The organism is Paenibacillus piri (genome assembly GCF_004354045.1).
GTDB classification, from domain to species: Bacteria; Bacillota; Bacilli; order Paenibacillales; family NBRC-103111; genus Paenibacillus_S; species Paenibacillus_S piri.
In genome coordinates this window covers 162,205-184,897 of the sequence record NZ_SMRT01000017.1, presented here as the reverse complement: position 1 = coordinate 184,897, position 22,693 = coordinate 162,205, and the positions used below count along the sequence as shown (strand labels likewise).

Here is a 22,693-nt window from a genome sequence, read left to right as displayed (position 1 = left end):
GAGTATTTTAAAACCAAATCAAAGGAACGCTACAAGATCGAAGCGAAGAATAGCGAACTCAAACATAGGCACGGGTATGATGTCGCCACATCCTCGGGTCTGCTTGGCATGCAGATGCAAGGAGCTATGGCGATATTCGCGGTAAATCTAAAGCGAATATTAAAGTTAACAGACTGACGGGTAACGACCTACTGTAACCATTCTGATGAAAAACAGAAGACATCCGCCCCAAGAGTTGGACTGGATGTCTTCTTTGCACTTTGGGTAGATCGACGGAACCGAAAAACGTAAGTTCTTCAATGGCCTCCAATAACAGTCGGAAGGCTTCTTGTTCGTTCGGCAGACGGCTTCAATCTAATAAAGCACCCTCCACAAATAAAAGGTCGCATACGCTTTCCAATTCCCCCAATCGACGGATAACCGCTCAATCTCTTCGATCGTCGGCTTACGCTCCATCCGAAGCAGATGCTTGATCGCGTTATGCAGCCCTACGTCCTCAATCGGAAAAGCCGCAGGATGTTTCAGGCAGCGCATGATGACATAGTTGGCCGTCCAAGGTCCGATCCCGCGAATTCGGGTCAGCTCCTTTTCCAAAGCGCGAATGTCGTCCATGTTTTGCAGCAGCTTGCTTTTGGAGAGACTGCCTTCGGCCATCAGTCCGGCAATGCCGATCAAATATTCGGATTTCTTGCCCGTCAGCTGGAGCGGGGTTAGGTCATCCACGGTTGCCTCGGCTACCGCCTCCGGCGTCGGAAACGTCCAATACGCCCGCCCGTTCCATTGAACAGATTGTCCGAACGCTTCCACAAATCTTCGTTTCAGCGTGTAGGCGAAGGCGAGATTGATCTGCTGTCCGATCACGCCCCAGCACAAAGCTTCGAACAGATCGGTAATCCCGACGATGCGGAGTCCGTAAAATCTTTTTACCGCTTCAGACAACAACGGGTCATGACGGGCCAAGTCATAAAACGGCTGCATATCGACAGATAGATCGAACCAATCCCACACATAGGCGGCGACGGCCGCGCGGGCGAGAGGAGCTTCGGGGAGGGCGGTACCCTCCTCTGCAGGCGATATGAGAATGGAGCCGTCAGCTCCGCTTATTTTCACAAGCGCATGATCGCCGGGCCGGTCGCTGCAAGGAATAAGCCTGTACAGGCTGCCGCTTTCGGCATCCGTATGAAACATGCATTCGTTGGCCGACCTCGTCAAATATCCGAGCGTTGCATCAAAGCTGAAGTCGGCGGGCGGCAGCAACTCGAGGGCATCGCCATGGTCAATCCATTTTTGTTTGGGAATCGTTGGCGCTGCCGAAGTCTCATTGGTCATTGGCGTGCCCTCCTTTTTCGTGTTCATTGCGATATCGATCGCTGTTCATCATTATACCACTCTATCCGTATGATCCGGAAAAAATGAAGCAAAAGCGAGTTATCGCGACTGAACGGGAGCTTGGACGGGATTGCGTCGTTGGACGGGGGATTCTCGGTCGTTTCCGTCCCGGGGAATGTCGCTTATAATGAAATCAGTTCAGGACGTGCAATCGCCCCGACTGATTCGTTACGATGAGCAGCATCATTTTGAAAGGGGAGGAGTTCGGACGTATGGAGCGGTATCGGTTCGGAACTGTACACCAATCTGCGGGTGATTCTGCATGGAAGCGTTAAAGCTGTGGCGATTGGCGCCAAAGGAAATTAAAGTACTTTACATAACAATTTTTTCAATGAACATGGGCTTTTATGCGCTTATTCCGTATTTGACCTTATACTTGACAGGCAGCTTTATGTGGTCGATGGCGTTGACCGGACTTTTGCTTGGCGTCCGCCAATTTTCGCAGCAGGGATTGACCTTTGTAGGAGGCTTGGTCGCGGATCGATGGGGCTGCAAGCCGACGCTTGTACTCGGATTGGCCGTTCGGTCGGCCGGCTTTTTATCGTTCGCCGTTGCCGACAACACGTGGAGCCTGTTTGCCGCCGCCGTTATTTCCGGGCTTGGTGGTTCCTTGTTCGAGCCGTCGCTGCAGGCCGCATTTACGCGATTGGCGCCCGAGGCTTACCGGAAACAGCTGTTTTCGCTGAAAAATATGATCACCAATGTCGGGATGGTCGCTTCCACGCTGCTCGGCAGTATCTTGAGCTCGATTAACTTCCATTATTTATGCGTGGTTGCAGGCTTGATCTACACCTTTCTGTCGGTATTCGTCTATGCGAAGCTGCCGGCTCTGGACGTGGAAATCTCGCGCAGCGGCTTCCGCAAAGATATCGGGCAAATATTGAAAGATATTCCTTTCGTAGCGTATACTGTCATTCTGATCGGCTACTATTACGTGTACATGCAGCTGTTTCTTACCATTCCGCGCTTGGCAGTCAACGTTACGGGCGAACAGAGCAGCGTCGCTTATGTATATGCAACCGTTTCCTTGTCGGTTATATGTTTGCAGCTGTACGTGACCCGCTGGTTCGAAAGATTTCCGAATCGCTTTCCATTGATCGGGATCGGAGCTTTGGTCATGGGCGTCGGCCTGTTCCTGCTCGGGTTCGCAAACGGGCTGTTCATGCTGTGCGCCGCAGCGTTTTTGTTTGCCGTAGGCACGATGATTTCGGCGCCGCTGCTGATGGATGTGGTGCCGATGTTCGCAACGCCCCGGCTGATTGCTTCCTACTACGGATTTAACGGCTACTCGATGGCGCTCGGCGGCGCCTTGAGCACAAGTCTGGGCGGCTGGTTTTACGATGTGGGGGAAGCGAGTGGCATGCCGCTGCTGCCGTGGATGTTATGTCTGGTCGTATCGGTTATGGTGATGGCCGGCATGTTCGCGTTTAAAGATAAGCGCCGCGAAACTGCGGGGCTGAGTGCATGACCAGCATGACGATAAACTCAGCAAATTAAAGGAGGATATTTACTATGAAGATGAGGCTGCCTTTCGACGTGCCGCCGCAGAAAAAAATAAGGCTTATTATAAACACCGACGCCAAGAACGAAGCGGATGACCAGTTCGCCATCGTACATGCTTTGCTAACGCCGCGGTTTATGATCAAAAGCATTTGCGCCGCTCATTTCGGCACTGCGCGTACGGTCACCTCAATGGAGGAAAGCCGCGAAGAAGCGCTGCATCTGCTGTCGTTGATGAAGCTGGAAGGCACTGTTCCCGTCGATCGCGGGGCTGAGCGCGCTATGGCTTCGGAGACGGCTGCCGTCCCTTCCGAGGGGGCGACGCGAATCATTGAGGAAGCGCTGTCTGACGATCCGCTGCCGTTGTTTGTTATATTCCTCGGACCGTTAACGGATTTGGCCAGCGCCTATTTGCTCGAGCCGCGTATTGCGGACAAGCTGACGGCCGTATGGATCGGCGGCGGTCAGTACCCGGACGGAGAGTTCGAATTCAATTTGCAAAATGACGTCCATGCGGCAAATGTCGTGATGGACTCGCCGATCCCATTGTGGCAGGTGCCCCGCAACGTATATTCTACCATTCGCGTCTCTTTGGCGGAGCTGGCGTTGAAGGTTCGGCCTTACGGTACGATCGGCCGCTATTTATTCGACCAGATGATTGAGTTTAACGACCGGCACGGCGGCAATATGCGCTTTCCCAAGGGTGAAATGTGGGCGCTCGGCGATTCGCCGGCGGTGAGCCTATTGCTGGACCCGCATGAATACGGTTATGAGATGCGGCCGGCGCCGCGGATCAGGGAGGACTTGACCTACGAGCAGCGGCAGACCGATCGGCTGATCCGCGTATACCACGAGGTGGATGCGAGATTTACGCTGGAAGACATGTACGCGAAAATCGCACTGTGCTGCGGGCATGACGAGGGATAGCCGGCAAATTCTTGGGATGGCCGGACCGAACGAGGGAAGGTACGGTATGGAAAAGCAAGCCTCCGAAACGGGCGCGTCAGCGCATGTTTCGGAGGCTTTTGTGCATTGCTGCAGTCCACTATAATGTTCACTTGACAACGGGCTGAAGCGATACGATCCGTTGCGGAATAGCTCTGTCGGGGGAGCTTATGCGCTGCTTCATTATGTGCGTTGTCCCGGTGCAACTCTCCTAAGATAACGTAAGCCTGGTGTGGTCGAGCTTGTCAAACGGTACCCATTCTAACGGACATCAGAGTATCTAATTGGGCTAAACGGATGGTTTTTCAAATGTAAAGGACCGTGGGAAACTGTCGATTAATAGGGATAAGGGCTTGGAGAATGGCTTCAGGGCGAGTTTTTTAATGCCTTGATACCGAAAAGTGTAATCAAATCAAGGCAATAAAACGTGTTTGAGCTTCGAAGTCATCTCCAAAGCCCGTTCCCGTCCTTTAATCGACAGTCTCCGTGGCGGCGTTATTTTGCGGAAAATGATGCAAATAAGCGAGCATAGCGCCAGATACAGTCGCTCCGGTCCGTCAGAAAGTCGATAGCAAGAAATCGGACCGAAAAGCGGCTCCTCGGTCCGTTACGTCCGGTCTTCATGAACACCGCATGGCAAATCCAAACAAGCAAGTCGGCTGTACGGAAGAAAATGCCGGACCCATGACCAGTAGTAGTCGTTAGTGTAGCGTTATTTATGAAGCGAGCTGCTGGCAGATCCGCCTGGCCCGCATCATGAGTAGACGCGGATTTCGATCAGCTCGGCGGACGGGCTGCCGTTGGTTGCTTCAACGACGAGCCGCAGCTTCGAGGCGAACACGGCGCTGTCCAAGCGATGTACTCGCTTGCGCTTATGATTGGCCGTCTCCCTATGCAGCACGATCCATTCGCCGCTGCGGGTCGTCCCGCTGTCGTCTGCCGATCCACTGCAGCCTGATGTCTCACCGCTGCTGCGGATTGTTACGTCGTCATCTACCGCCCCGCCTCTGTTGCTGATCGTTACGTCGTCATCTGCCGCCCCGCCGCTGCTCCCGTCCGCTGCGCCATCGCCCGACAGTCCGCCTTCTACCGTGCGACCGGTCCACGCTTCGATGCGATAGCCGCGTACGAGCTCCGGAATAACTTCAAAGTCGGTGCGGTGGTGATGCAGGTTGATCAAATCCTCGTTCACATCGTCGTTGAAGACGAGCTGCACTTCGCGGACGGGCACCGGATCGTCCCAGGCCAGCTCGATCCAAGCCTCCTGTCCGGCGGCGAGCGGCTCGGATACCCACATATGCGGCCCGCCGTAAGGACGCAAATAACCGTCGACGACATTCGCAGCTGAATAAGCATCCGTTTCCGGATAAGCGCGGAAGCAGAACGGCTTGCGGATCAAGCGGCGCATTCCCCACAGCACGACCGGCTGCTCCGCCCGATGATCCTCCAGCTGCTTGACGGTCCGCGCGCCCGCGCCGCGCTGAAACCCGAGCACCCCGGTAAGCGGGGTGCCGGAAAGATGCAGCGCCAGCGCGGGATTCGCCTTCACGACGATGAAGGCGTTTTGCGCCTGCTCCGGCTCCCAGGCCAGCGCGACGGCGGCCCATTGCCGTTCCCCGGCGCGCACCGCGGCCGAGCCGTTCGCCTGCAGCGTATGCGGCACATAATTTTCCGCGCGGCCGGTGCTCCAGACCTCGACCTCCAGCCTCGTGTCGGACGCCGCATCGACCAGCAGCTCCAGCTGCTCGAGTGCGGAGGAGACCGGGATCAGCAGGCCGACGTCCACGGCCAGCGGATAAGTCTCCGCCGGCTGCTCCACGGCGAGCCGCCGCAGCGTGCCGGATGCGCTCACCCGGGCGGCTTGTCGCGCCCGGTTCCGCTCATCGGCGCCGGCCAAGCCGAGCACCGACGCATCCTGGCGCAGCAGCGTCTGCTGCAGCTCCGCCAGATGCTCGCGGTACACGCCGCGCGGCGTCGTACCGTTCCGGACGGCCAGCGCCGCTCCCGTGCCCGCGGCTTCGCCGATGACCGCGCAGGTGGCCATGACGCGCGTCGTCCCGAACGCCACATGGCTCGCGCTTATATTGCGTCCCGCAAACAGCAGATTGGACACGTTGGCGGAATAGAGTGAACGGAACGGTATATGGTAGCTGCCGTCCATATGCATATGCTTCGAGCCGCTTTCCGTCGAATACATCCCCTGCGGCGGATGCAGGTCGATCGACCAGCCGCCGAATGCAACGCGGTCCTCGAATTCCCGCTGCGCGATAATGTCGTTCTGGTTGAGCACATAATCTCCGACGAACCGGCGGTATTCCCGCTTGCCCGGCAGCGAGCCGACCCATTCGAGCGTCATGCTGTCGGCATCGAATTGGCCGGAATTTTTAATATAATCCCAAATTCCGTAGATGACGGACCACAGCTCGTCGCGGATCCGTTCATTCGCATGGACCGTGTCCAGCTCGCCGCCCCATTCGATCCACCAATAATGACAGCCGGAATCTCCGCTGCGGATAACGCGCTTGATCGGGATGGACGTCTTCGTTATATCTTTGGCAAAGCCGGGCGGCACGTATTTAACCGGCCGGCCGGCATCCTTCGTATAAAACAACAGCGTGCTTCCGAGCGTCACCGCATCCGCTTCCTCCGGCGCCCATTCCTCGTTGTATTCATGGCGGGCTTCGCGGCCGAGCCGATATTTGGCGCCCGCCAAAAAGCCGACGAGCCCGTCGCCCGTACAGTCGAGGAACATGCCGCTCTCAAACCGGATTCGCCGTTCGGAACCCATCATCCAGCCGGTAACCGAGACGATCCGCCGGTCAACCTCGCCGCCCTCAGCCTCGACCTCGTGCACATCGGTGTTTAGAAACAGCCGGATATTCGGCTCCGCAAGCACCGTCTCCAATACGACCAGATCCCAAATATACGGATTGCCGTCCGGATTGCGGAACTGATTCTCGACGAACATTTCGCCCATAATTCCGGTTTCGCGGGCATACCGGTGCGTGCCGTGGGCCGTCGCGCCGCACACCCATACCCGCACCTCGCTGCTCGAGTTGCCGCCGAGCACGGGCCGGTTTTGTACCAATGCGACCGTTTGCCCGAGACGGGCGGCGGCCACGGCGGCGCAGACGCCGGCAAGACCGCCGCCGATGACGGCGATGTCCGTTTGAACCGTTTCGTTTATCATTGATCATTCACTCCTTGCTTGTCATAAATTTCATCGATTCTTAATTGTGCATTTGAACGCTTTCATCACTCAGATACATATATTTTAATTGTTTATATTTACTTTTGACATGCACTGTTTTAACATCGATATATACAAAATTTCAAGTAAAGAGGTGAATGGCATGCTGCCGTCCCGGCTGGAGCCTCTAATTATTTCTCAAGTGTATTGGAAGCAAAAGAAAGCTTTTCAGCTTGCCGAGGATGTATATGTGGAATGGGTGCTGTTCGCGGTGTCGGAGGGCCGGTTTTCTTATCGGATCGGCGAGGCGGAGGGAGTAGCCGGCTTTGGCGACCTCGTGCTGTGCCCGCCGCATACGCCGTTTGCGCGAACGGTGCGGGAGCCGTTGTCGTTTCATTTTTACCGCTTTATCTGGCAAACGGCCGGCATATCGGAGACGCCGCTTGCGCTCCCGGCCCGTATATCGCTGATGGACCATAGCCGGCTGCGTTCCACCTACAGCTGTCTGGAGAAGCTGTCCGCCCAGCCGGCCGACGATGCGAGGCTTGCCCGGGCCGGTCATTATTTGAAGGACTTGTGGCTGTCGGCCTGCATCGAAGCGGAGCAAGGCGACCGGCAGCAGCGTGCCGGCGAAACGGATGCGGCCATCGAAGCGGCGGCGAGCTCCATCCGCCGACTTGCGTTCGGACAGGTCGCGCTGAAGCGAATATCCGGGGAACTGGGGCTGAGCCCGGTGCAGTTTACCCGCCGTTTCCAAGCCGTTTACGGTCAGTCGCCGATGCAGTTTTTGACTTCGCTCAGGCTCGAAAAAGCGCAAACGCTGCTGCTGGAAACCTCATTAACGCTCGAGCAAATCGCCGAGCAGTGCGGGTATGACAACGGATTTTATTTCAGCCGGATGTTCACGAGAAAGATGAACGTGACCCCGTCGGCATTCCGTAAATCGCACCGGATTTAGGAGACTGCCGATAGCTTCAGGTCGAGCTGATCTGCCTTATCAATGCTGAAGGGGAGAGTCGATAGCGGCCGCCTGTTCGTCATCTCCAGTGACTGCCCGGATATGCAACCTGACTTTGAAATCGTATGTATACCGCTCTGAGGCCATTCAAATCTTACGCTTTAAACAGTTGGTACCCAATCCCATTCCCTCCACGTACAGACTATCGGTCAAGCAACTTGAGCATAGTCTCGTTTTTTATTACAGAAAGGATTGACGCATTCGACATTGCTGCATAAAATAAGAATAAATGAATACGTATACATCATAACGTCTAAAAGCTTGGTGAATAAATCGCGGAGAGGGCGGAATCGTTCCGGAGGAGCGTAAATGGTCGCCTTTGTCCCCTGATTTCTTCCGCAAATGCGGTATGTATTCAAGAAATCCGGGGACAAAAGTGATCGGAAGAAAGATCCGCCTGCGCAGCGGGCCGTTATTCACCGGACTTCTAAAAGGAGGATATGCAGTGTGGCCAAATATTTGAAATGCGGCAAAGCGTTGGATTTGCAGCAATCGGAGCAGGCGAAAGTGACGGAAACGGTGCAAGCCATCATCCGCGATGTAGAGTTGAGAGGTGATGCGGCCGTTCACGAATACTCGGCCAGGCTGGACCGCTGGGAGCCGGCAAGCTTTCGCCTCACCCAAGAGCAGATTGACGAGGCGATGCGGGAGGTTTCGCAGCAGACGATCGACGACATCATCTTTGCGCAGGCGCAAATTCGCCGTTTTGCCGAGCTGCAGAGAGAAGCGATTCGCGACATCGAGGTCGAGACGCTGCCGGGCGTCGTGCTGGGTCACAAGAACATCCCGGTTAACAGCGTCGGCTGCTATGTGCCCGGGGGCCGCTACCCGATGGTCGCATCGGCCCATATGAGCATCGTCACGGCCAAGGTGGCCGGAGTAAGCCGGATCATCGCCTGCACGCCGCCGATCGACGGCGTCATCCCGGCGGCTACGGTAAGCGCGATGGCGCTTGCGGGAGCGGATGAAATCTATATATTGGGCGGCGTGCAGGCGCTCGCCGCCATGGCTATCGGAACGGATGCGATCGCTCCGGTCGATATGCTCGTCGGCCCCGGCAACGCCTATGTGGCGGAAGCGAAAAGGCAGCTGTTCGGCCGGGTTGGCATCGACCTGCTCGCCGGGCCGACGGAGACGCTGGTCATCGCCGACGAGACGGCGGATGCGGAGATGATCGCCTGCGATATATTGGGGCAGGCGGAGCATGGCCCGACTTCGCCCGGCGCGCTGATAACGACGTCGGAATCGCTCGCGGAGGCTGCCATGGCGGAGATCGAACGCCAGCTGCTGACGCTGCCGACAGCCGATATCGCCGGCGCGGCCTGGCGCGACAACGGTATCGTCATCGTAGTCGGCAACGAGGAGGAGGCAGCGGTCGAAGCGGATAAGCTGGCATTCGAGCACGTGGAGGTGCTGACGAAGGACCCGTCGTTTTTCTTGAGCCGCTTAACGAATTACGGCGCGCTGTTTCTAGGTCCGGAGACGAATGTCGCCTACGGCGACAAGGTGATCGGCACGAACCATACGCTGCCCACGAAGAAAGCCGCACGTTACACCGGCGGCTTATGGGTCGGCAAATTTTTGAAAACATGCACGTATCAAAGATGCACGCCGGAAGCCAGCGCGCTGATCGGCGAATATGCGGCGCGGCTGTGCGAGATCGAACGGTTCATGGGGCATAAGGAGCAGGCGCTGCTGCGGGTTCGCCGCTACGGGGGCCACTAATAACGATAATGGCCCGTGGGCCCGGCGCATTCATCCGTGCAGGGCGGTTCGCTCGAGGCAGGCATGCTGGAGCTTCGAAGTCATCCCCAAAGCCCGGTTCCCGCCAATTCGTCGACAGGCTCCCGGAGTCCGCAGGATCATGGTGCTGTTCGATGGACCGGAGGCCGGCCAGTTGCTTACGTTATTTTGAAGCGTTATACTAGTACGAAAGAATACGTATTCATTTCATCAATGTGCAAGGGGAAGTCGGACATATGGTTTCATCCAAAGACGTTGCCAAGCTGGCGGGCTGCTCGCAAGCTACCGTCTCGCGCGTGTTGAACAATCCGGAAAGCGTCCGTCCTGATACGAGAACGAAAGTGCTTAACGCGATGAAGGCATTGAATTACCAGCCGAATTTGGCGGCGCGCAGTTTGGTTGCACGAAGCACGCGTACAATCGCCCTCGTTTCGGGGACGCTCAAAAACAACTTTTTTGCCCAGTCGACGGATCAGATCGTCACTTACGCGGCGGGCCGCGGCTATAAGACGATGGTTTATTTTGAAAACGAAGGAAGCCTCGAAGAAATGATGACGGCGGTGCAGGGCTACAAGGTTGACGGAATTATCGTATCGTGCGTCAAGCTGGACGATCCGCATTTTACGCAGCTGGAGCAGCTGGGCATTCCGTATATGCTGTTTAACCGGCGCCATCGCAGCGCCTGCAATTATGTAGCGATGGACAACGAAGCGGCGGGCGGGCTGCTGACGAGGCATCTGCTCGATATGGGGCATCGGGATATCGCCTACTTGTCCGGCCCGCCGGATATTTCGACCTTTTATGAACGTTGGGCCGGGTTTGAAAAAGCGATGGCCGAGGCGCGGCTGTCCGTGCGGCAGGAGCTGGTTCATTTCAACGCATCCGATGCGCTTGAGGCGCAGAAGCTGGCATGGAAGCTGATGCAGCTCGCTAGCCCGCCGACCGCCATCATCTGCGTGAACGACGAAATGGCGATTGCCTGCTTGGACGCCCTGCTCTCGATGGGATTATCGGTTCCCTCGCAGGTTGCTTTGGCCGGCTTCGACGACATCGGATTGGCATCCCATCAAGCGATTCAGCTGACGAGCGTCGGCCAGCACAAATTCAGAATGGGCGAGATGGCCGCCGAGCATCTGATTGCGATGATCGAGGCCGGACCGTCCGATCGCACGAGGCCGCAGGATGAGCCGAGGATTCAAATCAAATTCAAGCCGGAACTGTTTGTCAGACGTTCGACTTCCTATAAAATATGACCAACCCAATGCCGAAAGAGGGAATTACTGTGGATTTTCCGAAAGTGGTTCGAATCAAGCAAAAATTTCACGGTCCGATGATTGAGCCCGGCGAGATCGCTGCAGCCGTACAGGAGCAAATGTCGCGCATCGCGTTGAAGCAGGCCGTCACACCCGGCATGCGAATCGCCTTGACGGCAGGCAGCCGCGGTATCGCCAACATTCACCTTATTATTCAAGCGGTGGTGCGCCAGCTGCAGGAATGGGGTGCGGAGCCTTTTATTATTCCCGCGATGGGCAGCCATGGCGGCGCAACGGCCGAAGGACAGGTGGAGGTGCTGCACGGCTACGGGATTACGGAGTCGTTCTGCGGGGCGCCGATTCGTTCGTCCATGGACGTCGAGCGGATCGGACGGACGCCGGACGGGGTGGAAGTCTATGTAGACCGGCACGCATGGGAAGCCGACGGCATCATGATTATCGGAAGAATCAAGGTGCATACCGACTTCCAGTCTCCCCACGGCTACGAGAGCGGCTTGATGAAGATGGCGGCGATCGGCATGGGCAAGCATAAGCAGGCGCTGGCGCTGCATCATCACGGCGTGCCGGGAATCCGCGATATGATGCCGGAGGTGGCCAAGGTCGTGCTGGATAAAGCCAACATTTTGGCGGGCATCGGCATTGTGGAAAATGCGTCCGAGCAAACCGCCGTGATCGAAGCGATGACTGCGGAGCAGATCCCCATCCGGGAAAAAGAATTGCTGAAGCTGTCCGCTTCCTACATGCCAAGCCTGCCTGTAGAAGATCTGGATATCCTTATGGTGGATGAGATCGGCAAAAACCACAGCGGCACCGGCATGGACACGAACATTATCGGCCGGGTCCGGATTCATGGCGTTAGCGACTTCGACAAGCCGCGCATCAAATATGTAATTGCCGGCGATTTGAGCGAGGAGAGCCACGGCAACGCGCTCGGCATCGGGCTGGCCGATATTACGACGAAACGGCTGTTCGACAAGGTCGATTTTCAAAAAACGAATGAAAACGTCATTACAAGCACTTTTTTACACCGGGCGATGATCCCGATTATTATGGCAAACGACAGAGAAGCCGTCGAGACGGCGATGAAAGCCAATTGGGGAATCGAGCCGGTGAAAGCGCGATTTGCGCGAATTCACAGCACCTTGCATTTGGAGCACTTGTATGTGTCCGAATCGCTGCTTCCCGAAATACGGGGGCGCGCCGATATTGAGATTGTGGGTGAGCCCGAACCGATGCGGTTTGACGAGCACGGCAATTTTACGGCTTGGTAGGAATAGCTTTGTTGCGAAGCGGCAGCATGTTGCCGCAGTTCACAAGCGAATTACAAATGTTACGCATTGCGGGGGTGCCGGTCGGCGCCCCCGTTTTTGTGCTGCCCGTAAGGGCAAAGGCCATACATGGCTTCGTACAGCTCAAGGATAAACGGCTTCGCCGTCCGTCGAGAACTCCTTTGGAGCAGCGCAGCCGTTTATTTTGAGCGGAGGTCAAATATTTTATTTTATAATTCGACAAAATTCGACAGTTTTTCTCGTTGTCTGCGGGTGGGAAGTCAATTACAATGGTATCAATCCTCAATGCCGGGAGGGAATCTTTATGTGGATTGTCAAACGAAACAGGGCCAACGGCCGCGGGTTTTTGCTGCGTTTTATGGTGCCGAATATGCTGCTGCTGCTGCTGCCGCTGCTGGTTGGCTGGATTATATATAACAAAACGTTGGTTGAAATGGAAAAAGAAGTGACGACGGCCAACATGAATTTGCTGCAGCAAAGCCGGGATATTATGGACCGCAGGCTCTCGGAAATTTCTTCCATCGCGCTGCAGCTCGTCAACGATTCGCGGATTATGCAGTTTACGAATATTACAAAGCCGTTTGAAGGAGCCAACACGTACCGTGTGCTGGACACGCGCAAAAGTATTTATAATTTCAGCTTGTCCAACAATTTTATTTTCAACTATTTCGTCACTTATAAAAACAGTGAGCTTGTCCTGGCCGAGAGCTCCACATTTTTGCTGCGGGATTTTCAAAAGTACATGAATTATACCCATATCGAAGCCGATGCATGGAAAAGCTTGTTTATGGGGGAAAATTACCAGCGGAAGGTGCTGCCGGCCCAGGAAGTGCTCGTTAACGGAGCGCGTTATTCGCTGATGACGTATATTCAATCGCTGGGCTACCCGGGCTTTCCTCAAGGATCCGTAGCGGTTACGATGGACAACCGGGAAATTCAAAAGCTGCTCGGCGGCCTCGATCTTTCCGATGGCGGCTGGGCGTATATTATGAACGAAAACGGCGACGTGGTCAGCTCGGTTCCATCCGGCGCCAATGTCAAATGGATCGACCAGAGCAGCATGTCCGGCAGGCACGGAAGCATGCTGCAGGACATCAACGGACGGAAAATGATGGTTACGTACACGACTTCGCAGTACAACGGCTGGACTTACCTTGTCGCGCAGCCGGATTATGTCGTATTGAAAAAAGTGTTGTATATTAAAAAGATAACGTTTACATTGGCGTTCGTATTTTTGGCTGTCGGCCTGTTGATCGCTTTCCTGATCGCCTACAGGAACGGCCGGCCATTGAAAAACATTATCGAAACGATCATGGAGCGGACGAACGGCGAAAGGTATTACGGACCGGACGCGTACCATTTCATTCGCGATGCCGTGTCCCGTCTGATCGACAACAATCAGGAGTTGCAAAGGAAGATGGAAAAGCAGGCGCCCTTGCTGCAGGCCGCGCTCTTCGAGCGGCTGCTGAAAGGCGAATATATGACGCATAAAGATATTCCGGTCCTGCTGCAGCATGTCGGTCTCGATATGCAGGGCCCCCATTATATGGCCGCGATTCTTCAGCTCAGGGGATACGATAATGGTCTGGACCGCGATGTGCTTGAGGAGCTGGCTGTCAGGCGCGTCATGGTCAAAGATATGTTACGCGAGGCGGCCGGCGGCAGCGTGCATTGGCATGATGTGGCTGAGGATCAGATTGCGCTATTGTTCGCCTTCTCCGCCGACCAGCCGATGGAGCGCCGTGCCGCGCTGGAGGAAATGCTCGGCCGGGTAAGCGCAACGATCCAGTCCGTACTAAACACGACTACGCGTTTCGGATTGGGCGGTCTTTATGAGGATGTGCTGAACGTGTACCGCTCCTATGAGGAAGCGAAGCGCTCCCTCGAATATTTGTCCTGGAGAAATATGAACGGAGTCATGTGGTATGAAGAGCTGCCGAAAGAAAATAACGGGTATTATTATCCGTCGGATTTGGAGCATCGGATGAGCAATCTGACCAAAGCCGGCGAGCATGCCTCCGTAGCCGCGCTGCTGGAGGAGCTTTACCGCATCAACTTTGAGGAACGGCGCTTATCGGTTCAGATGCTGAGGCTGTTTATGAATGAAATGTGGGGGACGGTCGTGAAGCTGATGCCGCAGGTCGGTATTCATGACGAAACGGCGTTGGAGCAGCTGAAGCCGTTTGCCGGTGATGCGGGCTCCTATACGGGTCTGGAAAAAAGCTATCAATCGCTTGAGCAGGCATACCGGCAAGTATGCGAGTTCGTCAACGACCATAAAAAAAGCCAAAATGTCGAGCTGCTGGAGAACATCTTGGCGCTGCTGCAGAACGACTATGCGCAGCATGAGTTGAGCCTTGAATCGGTGGCGGACCGGATGGACATTTCCAAAGGCTATTTGTCGCAATTTTTTAAAGAACAAACGGGGATCAATTTTTCCGAATATTTGGAGGAGCTGCGCATGACCCATGCCAAGGAGCTGCTGTCCAAAACAAGGCTGCCGGTGTACGAAATCGCGCAGCAGGTCGGCTACAGCTCATCCAATACATTCTGCCGGGCGTTTAAGCGGATTCATGCGGTCAGCACGTCGGAATATCGCCGTTTAAAAGCGAATTGAAAGCGCATTCTTCATAAATGCACATGTGATGAACGATTGCACATTACCTATCTTAAACGCTGCACATGCATCCGTAACCTTTCACATTTACAGCCGTCCGGCTGAAAGTTATTCTTATGTGGAAGCAGACAGAGAAAGGGGGCACTGCATTGCCGGTTTTGGAAAAAGCGGTGTGGACATACGGCTTTCTTCGGAATCGGAGGAAGCTTACTCACGGGGAGGTGAACATTTGGAAGCGCTTAAACAAGCCTCAGGGATTGAATCGAAAGTAAAAGTGAAAACGAGAAGCCGGACCCCGATTACAAAAATCCGCAAAGTTTGGCGTCTGTACGTACTTATCGCGCTGCCTGTCCTTTACATTATTATTTTTAAGTATGTGCCGATGTATGGCGCCCAAATCGCCTTTAAAGATTTTATCGTAACGAAAGGAATATCGGGAAGCGATTGGGTCGGCTTCAAGCATTTTGTGCGATTCTTCAATTCGTACGAGTTTTGGAGAATCATGAACAATACGATTATTTTGAGCGTATACAGCCTGGTGGCGGGCTTTCCGTTTCCGATCCTGCTTGCGCTTTGTCTGAATTACGTCAAAAACCAGTTTTTCAAAAAATCGGTTCAGATGATCACCTACGCCCCTCACTTCATCTCGGTGGTCGTCATGGTCGGGATTATACTCGAGCTGCTGGACCCGCGCAACGGGATCGTCAATACCGTCATCAAAGGATTGGGCTTTGCGCCGGTCAGCTTTATGGGTACACCGGAATATTTCAAATCGATCTATGTATGGTCGGGCATATGGCAAAGCGTCGGCTTCTCCTGCATCATTTATTTGGCAGCGCTTGCAAGCATCGATCCTTCGCTGCATGAAGCCGCCGTCGTCGATGGCGCGAATAAGGTACAGCGCATGTGGCATATCGATCTGCCCGGCATTATGCCGATTGCGATCATCATGCTGATTATGAACACCGGACATATGCTCGATATTGGCTTCGAGAAAGTGTTATTGATGCAAAATCCGCTCAACATCCGGACATCGGAGGTCATCGATACGTATGTGTACAAGGTCGGGTTAGCTTCCCAGGCTATGAATTATTCCTATTCCTCCGCCATAGGCCTGTTCAAATCCGTTATTAACCTGATTCTTCTGTTGCTCGTCAACAAAATTGCCCAGAAGACGAAGCAGGCCAGCTTATGGTAAACGAACATAGGAAAGGAGATCGCCATGGAGCATTCGACAATTAAGGAAACAAAAGCGGATCAGCTGTTCACCGTTACGAATTACGTCATATTATCGCTATTTCTGATTACGATACTTTACCCGCTGATCTATATAGCAAGCGCTTCAATCAGCAGCTCGGAAGCGGTTATTTCGGGCAGAGTATGGCTTTGGCCGGTCAGCCCGACTTTGGAAGGCTACAGCGCGGTGTTCAAACATAAGCTGATTCTCAGCGGATTTATGAATTCGTTCTATTACACGGTAGCCGGGACGGTTATTAATGTGGTGATGACGATTCTCGCCGCATACCCGTTGTCGAGAAAAGATTTTTACGGCAAAAACGTCTTTATGTTTTTGTTCGTGTTCACGATGATGTTTTCCGGCGGCTTGATCCCGACATATTTGCTCGTAAAAGATTTGGGCATGCTGAACACGACCTGGTCGATGCTGCTGCCCGGCGCCTTGGGCGTATGGAATATGATCATTACCCGGACTTACTTTCAAACGACGATTCCCGACGAGCTGCTGGAAGCTTCCCAGTTGGACGGCTGCACCGATTTCCAATTCGTCTGGAAAATCGTACTGCCTCTATCCGGACCGATCATTGCGGTCATTACGCTATTTTATGCGGTAGGTCATTGGAACTCATTTTTTAACGCGTTGATTTATCTGAAAAGTCAGAAATTATTCCCTCTGCAGCTTGTGTTAAGAGATATTCTGGTACAAAACGAAGTCGACTTGAATATGCTCGTCGATGTGCAGGAAGCGGCCAAGAGGGAAGGACTGCGGGAGCTGCTGAAATATTCGCTGATTATCGTTGCCACGCTGCCGCTGATGATCGTTTACCCGTTTGTGCAAAAATATTTTGTCAAAGGGATCATGATTGGTTCCTTAAAAGGGTAGTTCAAAAGAAAAAGGAGGGTTTTATTTTGAAAAAGACGATGTTGGGCTTGCTGACCGTCATGCTTGGCTTGGGATTGACCTTAAGCGCCTGCGGAGGCGGCGGAGATGAAGCTGCGGCACCGAAGGATGACGGCAAAAAACCGACGGCCTCGAAAGTGAATCCGCCGGGGCAGCTGCCGATCACAAACGAGAAAACGACAATCAAGGTGCTTGTAAAAGGAAGCGCTTCCGTCGAGGATTTCTCCACCAACGAATTTACGAAATGGCTGGAACAAAAAACGAACATCCACATCGATTGGGAAGTGGCCCCTGAGAAATCAGCCACGGAAAAGTTAAACCTCGTCTTGTCGAGCGGCGACTATCCGGATGTCATCATGGGCTTTGGCGTGTCGCCGACGCAGATGATGATCAACGGCAGTCAGGGCGTATTTCTTCCGCTGAACGATCTGATCGACAAATACGGCGTCGAAATTCAAAAGATGTTTAAAGACAACGCCTTTTACAAAGATTTGATTACGGCGCCGGACGGCAAAATTTATGCGCTGCCGCAGGTTAACGAATGCTACCACTGTATGTACAAGCAAAGAATGTGGATTCATAAGCCCTGGCTCGATAAGCTGGGTCTGAAAATGCCGACCACGACCGACGAATTTTACGAGGTGCTGAAGGCGTTCAAAACGAAGGACCCGAACGGCAACGGCAAGGCGGATGAAATTCCGCTGTCCGGCTCGATTCAAGCGTCGGCGAGCAATCTGTTCGAAACGCAAATGCTCGATTCGTTCCTGATGAACGCGTTTATTTACGATCACGACACCCGCAAGCTGTATCTGGACAACGGCAAGGTTACCGTCCCGTACAATAAGCCGGAGTGGAAGGAAGGCTTGAAATATTTGCGCAAGCTGTATGCGGAAGGCTTGATCGATCCTCAGGCATTGACGCAGGATAACAACCAGTTGAAAAAACTGGGCGAAAATCCGGATACGGTCATTTTGGGCGCATCGTCCGGGCATAATATGGGCTCGTTGACCACACTGGGCGCTTCGAGCGGCAGATGGCTGACCTATGAAGCGGTACCTCCGTTAAAGGGGCCGAACGGCTTCCAGAACGCAGCTTATCATCCGTACGTCGTCGGAAACGGCCAATACATCATTACGAAAAACGCCAAAAATCCGGAAGCCGCCTTCCGTCTGGCCGACTTCCTGTACAATTCGCCGGATACGACGCTCAGATGGTATGCCGGTATCGAAGGCAAGGAATGGCGCTACGCAGAGAAAAATGAAATCGGCATTAACGGCAAGCCGGCCATCTGGAAGCAGCTAACCCCGTGGGGCGGCGTGCAAAATGTGAACTGGGGCCAAACAGGACCAAGCTACCGTTCGAACGATTTCCGTTTAGGCGAAGCGCAAAATCCGGAGCAGCCGCTGGAAGTTATTTTGTACAATCAAACGAAGGAAAGAATGGAACCGTATCAAATGAAGATCGACAAAGTGATGCCGCCCGTATTTTTTACGGCCGAACAGGCATCGGAAATTGCCGACATGGAGAAAACAATTCTCGATCACGTGAAAGAAATGATGGCCCGCTTTATTACCGGCGATTCCGATATCGACAAAAACTGGGATTCATACGTGAAAAACCTCGATAACATGAATCTGAAGCGGTACCTGGAAATTTATCAAGCCGCGTACGATGCCAAGTTTAAGAAAAAATAATAGCTCTTGGTTTGGCAGAAGGTAGAACAGAAAGGAAATGGGTATGGGGTGGAAAAGCGATAGCGGTCGCCTTTGAAATCGTGTCAATACTGCTACATACATTCAATGGGACACGATTTCAACAGCGATTGGAACCCCACACCCATTTCCCTCCCAACGCACCAACGTATGGTTAGAACCAAGGACCGTCAGGATGATCTTCCCTGACGGTTTTCCTTAACATAATAGAAAGTATAAAATCCGGGAACCAAGGTGTTCCCCTTTTTAAGTTTTTTGGTAAGTAGAGTTATAGAGACCAATATTTTACGACAAATATTTTTTGATGAACATAACCATTGGGAAAATTTTGTGAAGAAGCATGGGAAACAAATACCGCTTAGTGTGGTCCGGGACTTCGATAGGATGGATGATGGAGACCCGGAAGTGCCCCCGCAATTCGCATGTGAAGCTTGCGGCGGAGCCATGTACCCGGAATACGACAAAGGTGTACATGGTTATGAATACAGGATCGAAGACCGGTAGTAAAAAAAGAGGTAGCAGAAGACACAAGAGTAGAACAGTAAGAGGGCATGGATGTGGGGTGGAAAGTTTACGGGCCGTCTTTGAAGTCGTGTTCCCCCTGCCTAGTCTAATCGAAGGAACACGACTTCAACAACGGCTGTAACCCCACATCCATCCCTCCCCACGCTCAAACGTATATCCTACACCTAGGACGCCGCAAGGCGTTTTCCTTATCTGAAATCAGATTAGGATTGTGCAAATTTGAAGATGGATTGTACATTCAAGTCGCGTGCCTGTTTGTTTAACATAAGAATAACGGCATTCATTACGAAAGGGGCAATGAGGTTATGAGCAGCGAAACGGTAAAAGCCGGGTCGAATTCCGGTACCGGTAAAATGTCTTGGTGGCGGGAAGCCAAATTCGGCATGTTTATACATTGGGGGCTTTATGCGATTCCGGCCGGCAAATGGAAGGGAAAGGAAATACCGGGCATCGGCGAATGGATTATGAAGCGGGCTCAAATCCCGGTATCCGAATATGAGCAGCTGGCTTCCCGGTTTGATCCGGTCAAGTTCGACGCCCACGAGTGGGTCGAAACCGCCAGGCAAGCGGGAATGAAATATATCGTCATTACAGCCAAGCATCATGACGGCTTTTGCATGTACCACTCCAAGGTGTCGGCGTACAATATCGTCGATGCGACGCCGTTCGGTCGCGATCCGATGAAGGAATTGGCCGATGAATGCGCCAGGGCCGGACTGAAGCTATGCTTTTATTACTCGCAGACACAGGACTGGTACGAGAAGGACGCCGTAGGCAACGATTGGGATTTCCCGAACGCCGACGAGAAAAACTTTGCCGCCTATCTGGAAGAGAAAGTTAAGCCGCAGGTAAAGGAGCTGCTGACCCAGTACGGCCCTGTCGGTCTGATCTGGTTCGATACTCCGCTGACAATGACGGATGCGCAAAGCCGTGATTTGGCCGACTTTGTGCGCAGCATTCAACCGGACTGCATCGTGAACGGGCGAGTAGGCAACGGCTTCGGCGATTACGTCTGTCTGGGCGACAACGAAACGCCGGCAACTGCGCTTGAAGCCGACTGGGAAACCTGCGCCACCTTGAATCATACATGGGGCTTCAAGACGAACGACCATCATTGGAAATCGCCGGAGCTTATTACGAAGCTGCTGGCGGACATCATCGGCAAAGGCGGCACCTATTTGCTGAATGTGGGGCCGACGGCCGAAGGCGTCATCCCGCAGCCGAGCATCGAGGTGCTTCAGGCGGTAGGCCGCTGGCTGGATGTAAACGGAGAAGCGGTTTACGGTACGGGCGCGAACCCGTTTGCGACCGAATTCGCATGGGGCACCCTAACGACCAAACCGGGAAAAGTGTTCGCGCACTTGTTCGAATGGCCCGGAGAACCGTTTGTGCTGCGCGGTCTGAACAATCGGGTTCGTCAGGCTTACCTGCTTGCGGAGCCGGAGCGGAAGCTGCAGGTCGAGCAATCGTACGATTCCGGATCGGGTTCGTACGATCTGAAGATCACGCTGCCGGCGGAAGCGCCGGATGCGGCCGTGTCCGTGCTGGCGCTCGAGATTGAAGGCGACGCCACGGCCGATAATGCGCTGATGCAGCGCGCGGACGGGCAAATTGTACTGGAGGCGCATCATGCCGCGATTCATAATACGAGCTCCCCGGGGATCGCATTGTCGAAATCGGGGACGATAACGAACTGGCTCAACGCCGGCGACTCGTTAAGCTGGGAATTCAAGGTTGCAGCGCCGGGCCGCTTCAACGTTGAAATCATCAGTATGGCCGAGAAGGCAAGAAGCGCCATCGGGGAACAGATCGGTCAATGGGAAGGCGGTCACGAGCTGGTTATCGAAGCGGACGGGCAGAAGCTGTCCTGCGTAGTGGAAGAGCAGGAGCGGATTGTCAACTCGCGGTCACTCTATTTTAACCGGATCCGTTCGAAATGCGGCACTTTGCAGCTGGCACAGGGTGAGCACAAGCTTACGATCGACCCGGTCAAGCTGAACACCGATAAAGGACTGGGCTTGAAGCTTATTTCCGTCCAATTCATCCCACAATAAACGGCTGTCAGGAGGATTTTTCGATGATTCCAAGATTTCAAGACGCAAGGGATATATTTTTTGAACGCAGATTCGGCCTGTTCGTCCATTGGGGTCTGTATGCGATACCTGCCTGGCACGAACAAATATTATGGCGCGGTCATATGAAGCGCAAAGATTACGAGCAGTTGATTCACCAATTCAATCCGGAGCGATTCGATCCGGATGCGTGGCTCGATATGGCGGAGCAGGCAGGGATGGAATATATTTGCTTCACGACGAAGCATCATGACGGCTTTTGCATGTGGGACACGAAGCATACCGATTACAACGTGATGAATTCCGCCTACGGCAAAGACATATTGGGCATGCTGGCCGAAGCTTGCCATCGCAGAAATTTCCCGCTCAGCCTGTATTATTCATGCCCGGACTGGCATCATCCGAACTATCCGAACCAGGGACGGCATCATGAAATGTTCGGTCCGCGCACAGGCGACGAGCCTGATATTCATAAATATTACGAATTCGTCCGCCGCCAGATCAGGGAGCTGTGCACGAATTACGGTCCGCTTTATCAAATATTTTGGGACGTTAATGTGGCCGAGCATGAGGACCCTAGCTTGAACGCAATGATCCGCGAGTTGCAGCCGGGAATTTTGATCAACGACCGTGGTCCCGGCAAGGGCGATTATAACACGCCGGAACGCCATGTTCCTGAAGGAGGCTCGTTCGGCAAGCCGACGGAAGCGTGTCAGGCGCTGGGTCGCGAAAGCTGGGGCTATAAAGCGGATGAAGACTATTACAGCAATAAATTCATTATGCAAAGCATCGATAAAATAATGGCGATGGGCGGCAACTATTTGCTCAATGTGGGGCCGAAGCCCGACGGGACGATCCCTGAGGAAAATGTGGACGCCTTGAAAAAAATCGGCGAATGGTACCATAGCGTGAAAGAGTCGTTCGGCGATGCCGTCCCTGCATCCGATATGATTTTCCGGGACGAAATTACGATGGAAGGCTCGGCACGCCGGATGGTTCGCGATGAAGTATTGGCCACGCGTCGGGGAAATACGATCTATATCCATCTTTACAATGATACGCAGAGCAATTCGATCGTGCTCAAGCCGTTGAATGTCGTTCCGCGCAGAGCGACCCTACTGAACGACGGCAGGGAGCTGACGGCGAGCGTCGACTTGATTCCATGGGCGTGGCGGGAGCGGCCGTATTTGCGCATCCGCAATTTGCCGGTTAACGAGCTGACCGACGCGGTCATGGTGCTGAAGCTCGAATTTGACGAGTCGGTATGTGAATAAACAGCAGG

15 protein-coding genes are annotated in these 22,693 nt (G+C 53.8%); 13 read left to right on the top strand and 2 right to left on the bottom strand.

Features of this window, described 5'->3' with window-relative positions; translation table 11 throughout:
* On the top strand, positions 1 to 177 hold a 177-nt coding region (locus E1757_RS27875), incomplete at its 5' end, for a transposase (protein WP_181956700.1).
* A 177-nt stretch (positions 178 to 354) separates the two neighbouring features.
* On the opposite strand, the gene E1757_RS27870 is transcribed toward E1757_RS27875, so the two are convergent.
* Positions 355 to 1,329, bottom strand: coding sequence for a DNA-3-methyladenine glycosylase family protein (locus E1757_RS27870; RefSeq protein WP_133234394.1), 975 nt, complete (start codon positions 1,327 to 1,329; stop codon positions 355 to 357).
* Positions 1,330 to 1,651: 322 nt separating this feature from the next.
* Here E1757_RS27870 and E1757_RS27865 point away from each other — a divergent pair, with 322 nt between their 5' ends.
* Both E1757_RS27865 and E1757_RS27860 read left to right on the top strand, forming a co-directional pair.
* Positions 1,652 to 2,857 (top strand): MFS transporter, encoded by a 1,206-nt coding sequence (locus tag E1757_RS27865; RefSeq protein WP_133234392.1) that lies wholly within the window; start codon positions 1,652 to 1,654, stop codon positions 2,855 to 2,857.
* 44 nt (positions 2,858 to 2,901) lie between these two features.
* Positions 2,902 to 3,816, top strand: coding sequence for a nucleoside hydrolase (locus E1757_RS27860; protein ID WP_246079586.1), 915 nt, complete (start codon positions 2,902 to 2,904; stop codon positions 3,814 to 3,816).
* 772 nt (positions 3,817 to 4,588) lie between these two features.
* Here the strand turns inward: E1757_RS27860 and E1757_RS27855 are convergent.
* Complete coding sequence (locus E1757_RS27855) at positions 4,589 to 7,024, bottom strand: FAD-dependent oxidoreductase (protein WP_133234390.1); 2,436 nt, start codon at positions 7,022 to 7,024, stop codon at positions 4,589 to 4,591.
* 163 nt (positions 7,025 to 7,187) lie between these two features.
* On the opposite strand from E1757_RS27855, the gene E1757_RS27850 reads away from it, so the two are divergent.
* The 10 genes from E1757_RS27850 to E1757_RS27805 all read left to right on the top strand — a co-directional run bounded on the left by E1757_RS27850 (position 7,188) and on the right by E1757_RS27805 (position 22,685).
* Positions 7,188 to 7,982 carry a helix-turn-helix transcriptional regulator gene (locus E1757_RS27850; protein ID WP_133234388.1) on the top strand — a complete coding sequence of 265 codons (795 nt, stop codon included), beginning with the start codon at positions 7,188 to 7,190 and terminating at the stop codon, positions 7,980 to 7,982.
* Positions 7,983 to 8,489: 507 nt separating this feature from the next.
* Positions 8,490 to 9,767 (top strand): histidinol dehydrogenase, encoded by a 1,278-nt coding sequence (hisD, locus tag E1757_RS27845; protein ID WP_246079585.1) that lies wholly within the window; start codon positions 8,490 to 8,492, stop codon positions 9,765 to 9,767.
* 254 nt (positions 9,768 to 10,021) lie between these two features.
* On the top strand, positions 10,022 to 11,038 hold the full coding sequence (locus tag E1757_RS27840) for a LacI family DNA-binding transcriptional regulator (RefSeq protein ID WP_133234384.1): 1,017 nt from the start codon (positions 10,022 to 10,024) through the stop codon (positions 11,036 to 11,038).
* 29 nt (positions 11,039 to 11,067) lie between these two features.
* Positions 11,068 to 12,330, top strand: a complete 1,263-nt coding sequence (locus tag E1757_RS27835) for a nickel pincer cofactor-dependent isomerase, group 22 (RefSeq protein ID WP_133234382.1) — start codon at positions 11,068 to 11,070, stop codon at positions 12,328 to 12,330.
* 322 nt (positions 12,331 to 12,652) lie between these two features.
* Positions 12,653 to 14,965, top strand: coding sequence for a helix-turn-helix domain-containing protein (locus E1757_RS27830; protein WP_133234380.1), 2,313 nt, complete (start codon positions 12,653 to 12,655; stop codon positions 14,963 to 14,965).
* 229 nt (positions 14,966 to 15,194) lie between these two features.
* Positions 15,195 to 16,163 carry an ABC transporter permease gene (locus tag E1757_RS27825; protein WP_246079584.1) on the top strand — a complete coding sequence of 323 codons (969 nt, stop codon included), beginning with the start codon at positions 15,195 to 15,197 and terminating at the stop codon, positions 16,161 to 16,163.
* Between the two features lie 24 nt (positions 16,164 to 16,187).
* Entirely contained in the window at positions 16,188 to 17,084 is an 897-nt protein-coding gene (locus E1757_RS27820; RefSeq protein WP_133234376.1) for a carbohydrate ABC transporter permease, read from the top strand.
* A 26-nt stretch (positions 17,085 to 17,110) separates the two neighbouring features.
* Complete coding sequence (locus E1757_RS27815; RefSeq protein WP_246079581.1) at positions 17,111 to 18,796, top strand: ABC transporter substrate-binding protein; 1,686 nt, start codon at positions 17,111 to 17,113, stop codon at positions 18,794 to 18,796.
* A gap of 848 nt (positions 18,797 to 19,644) precedes the next feature.
* Positions 19,645 to 21,393, top strand: coding sequence for an alpha-L-fucosidase (locus E1757_RS27810; RefSeq protein WP_133234374.1), 1,749 nt, complete (start codon positions 19,645 to 19,647; stop codon positions 21,391 to 21,393).
* 23 nt (positions 21,394 to 21,416) lie between these two features.
* The gene (locus E1757_RS27805) at positions 21,417 to 22,685 is read left to right on the top strand and encodes an alpha-L-fucosidase (protein ID WP_133234372.1); all 1,269 of its coding nucleotides are present in this window, start codon (positions 21,417 to 21,419) and stop codon (positions 22,683 to 22,685) included.
* The last annotated feature ends 8 nt before the right edge of the window (positions 22,686 to 22,693 follow it).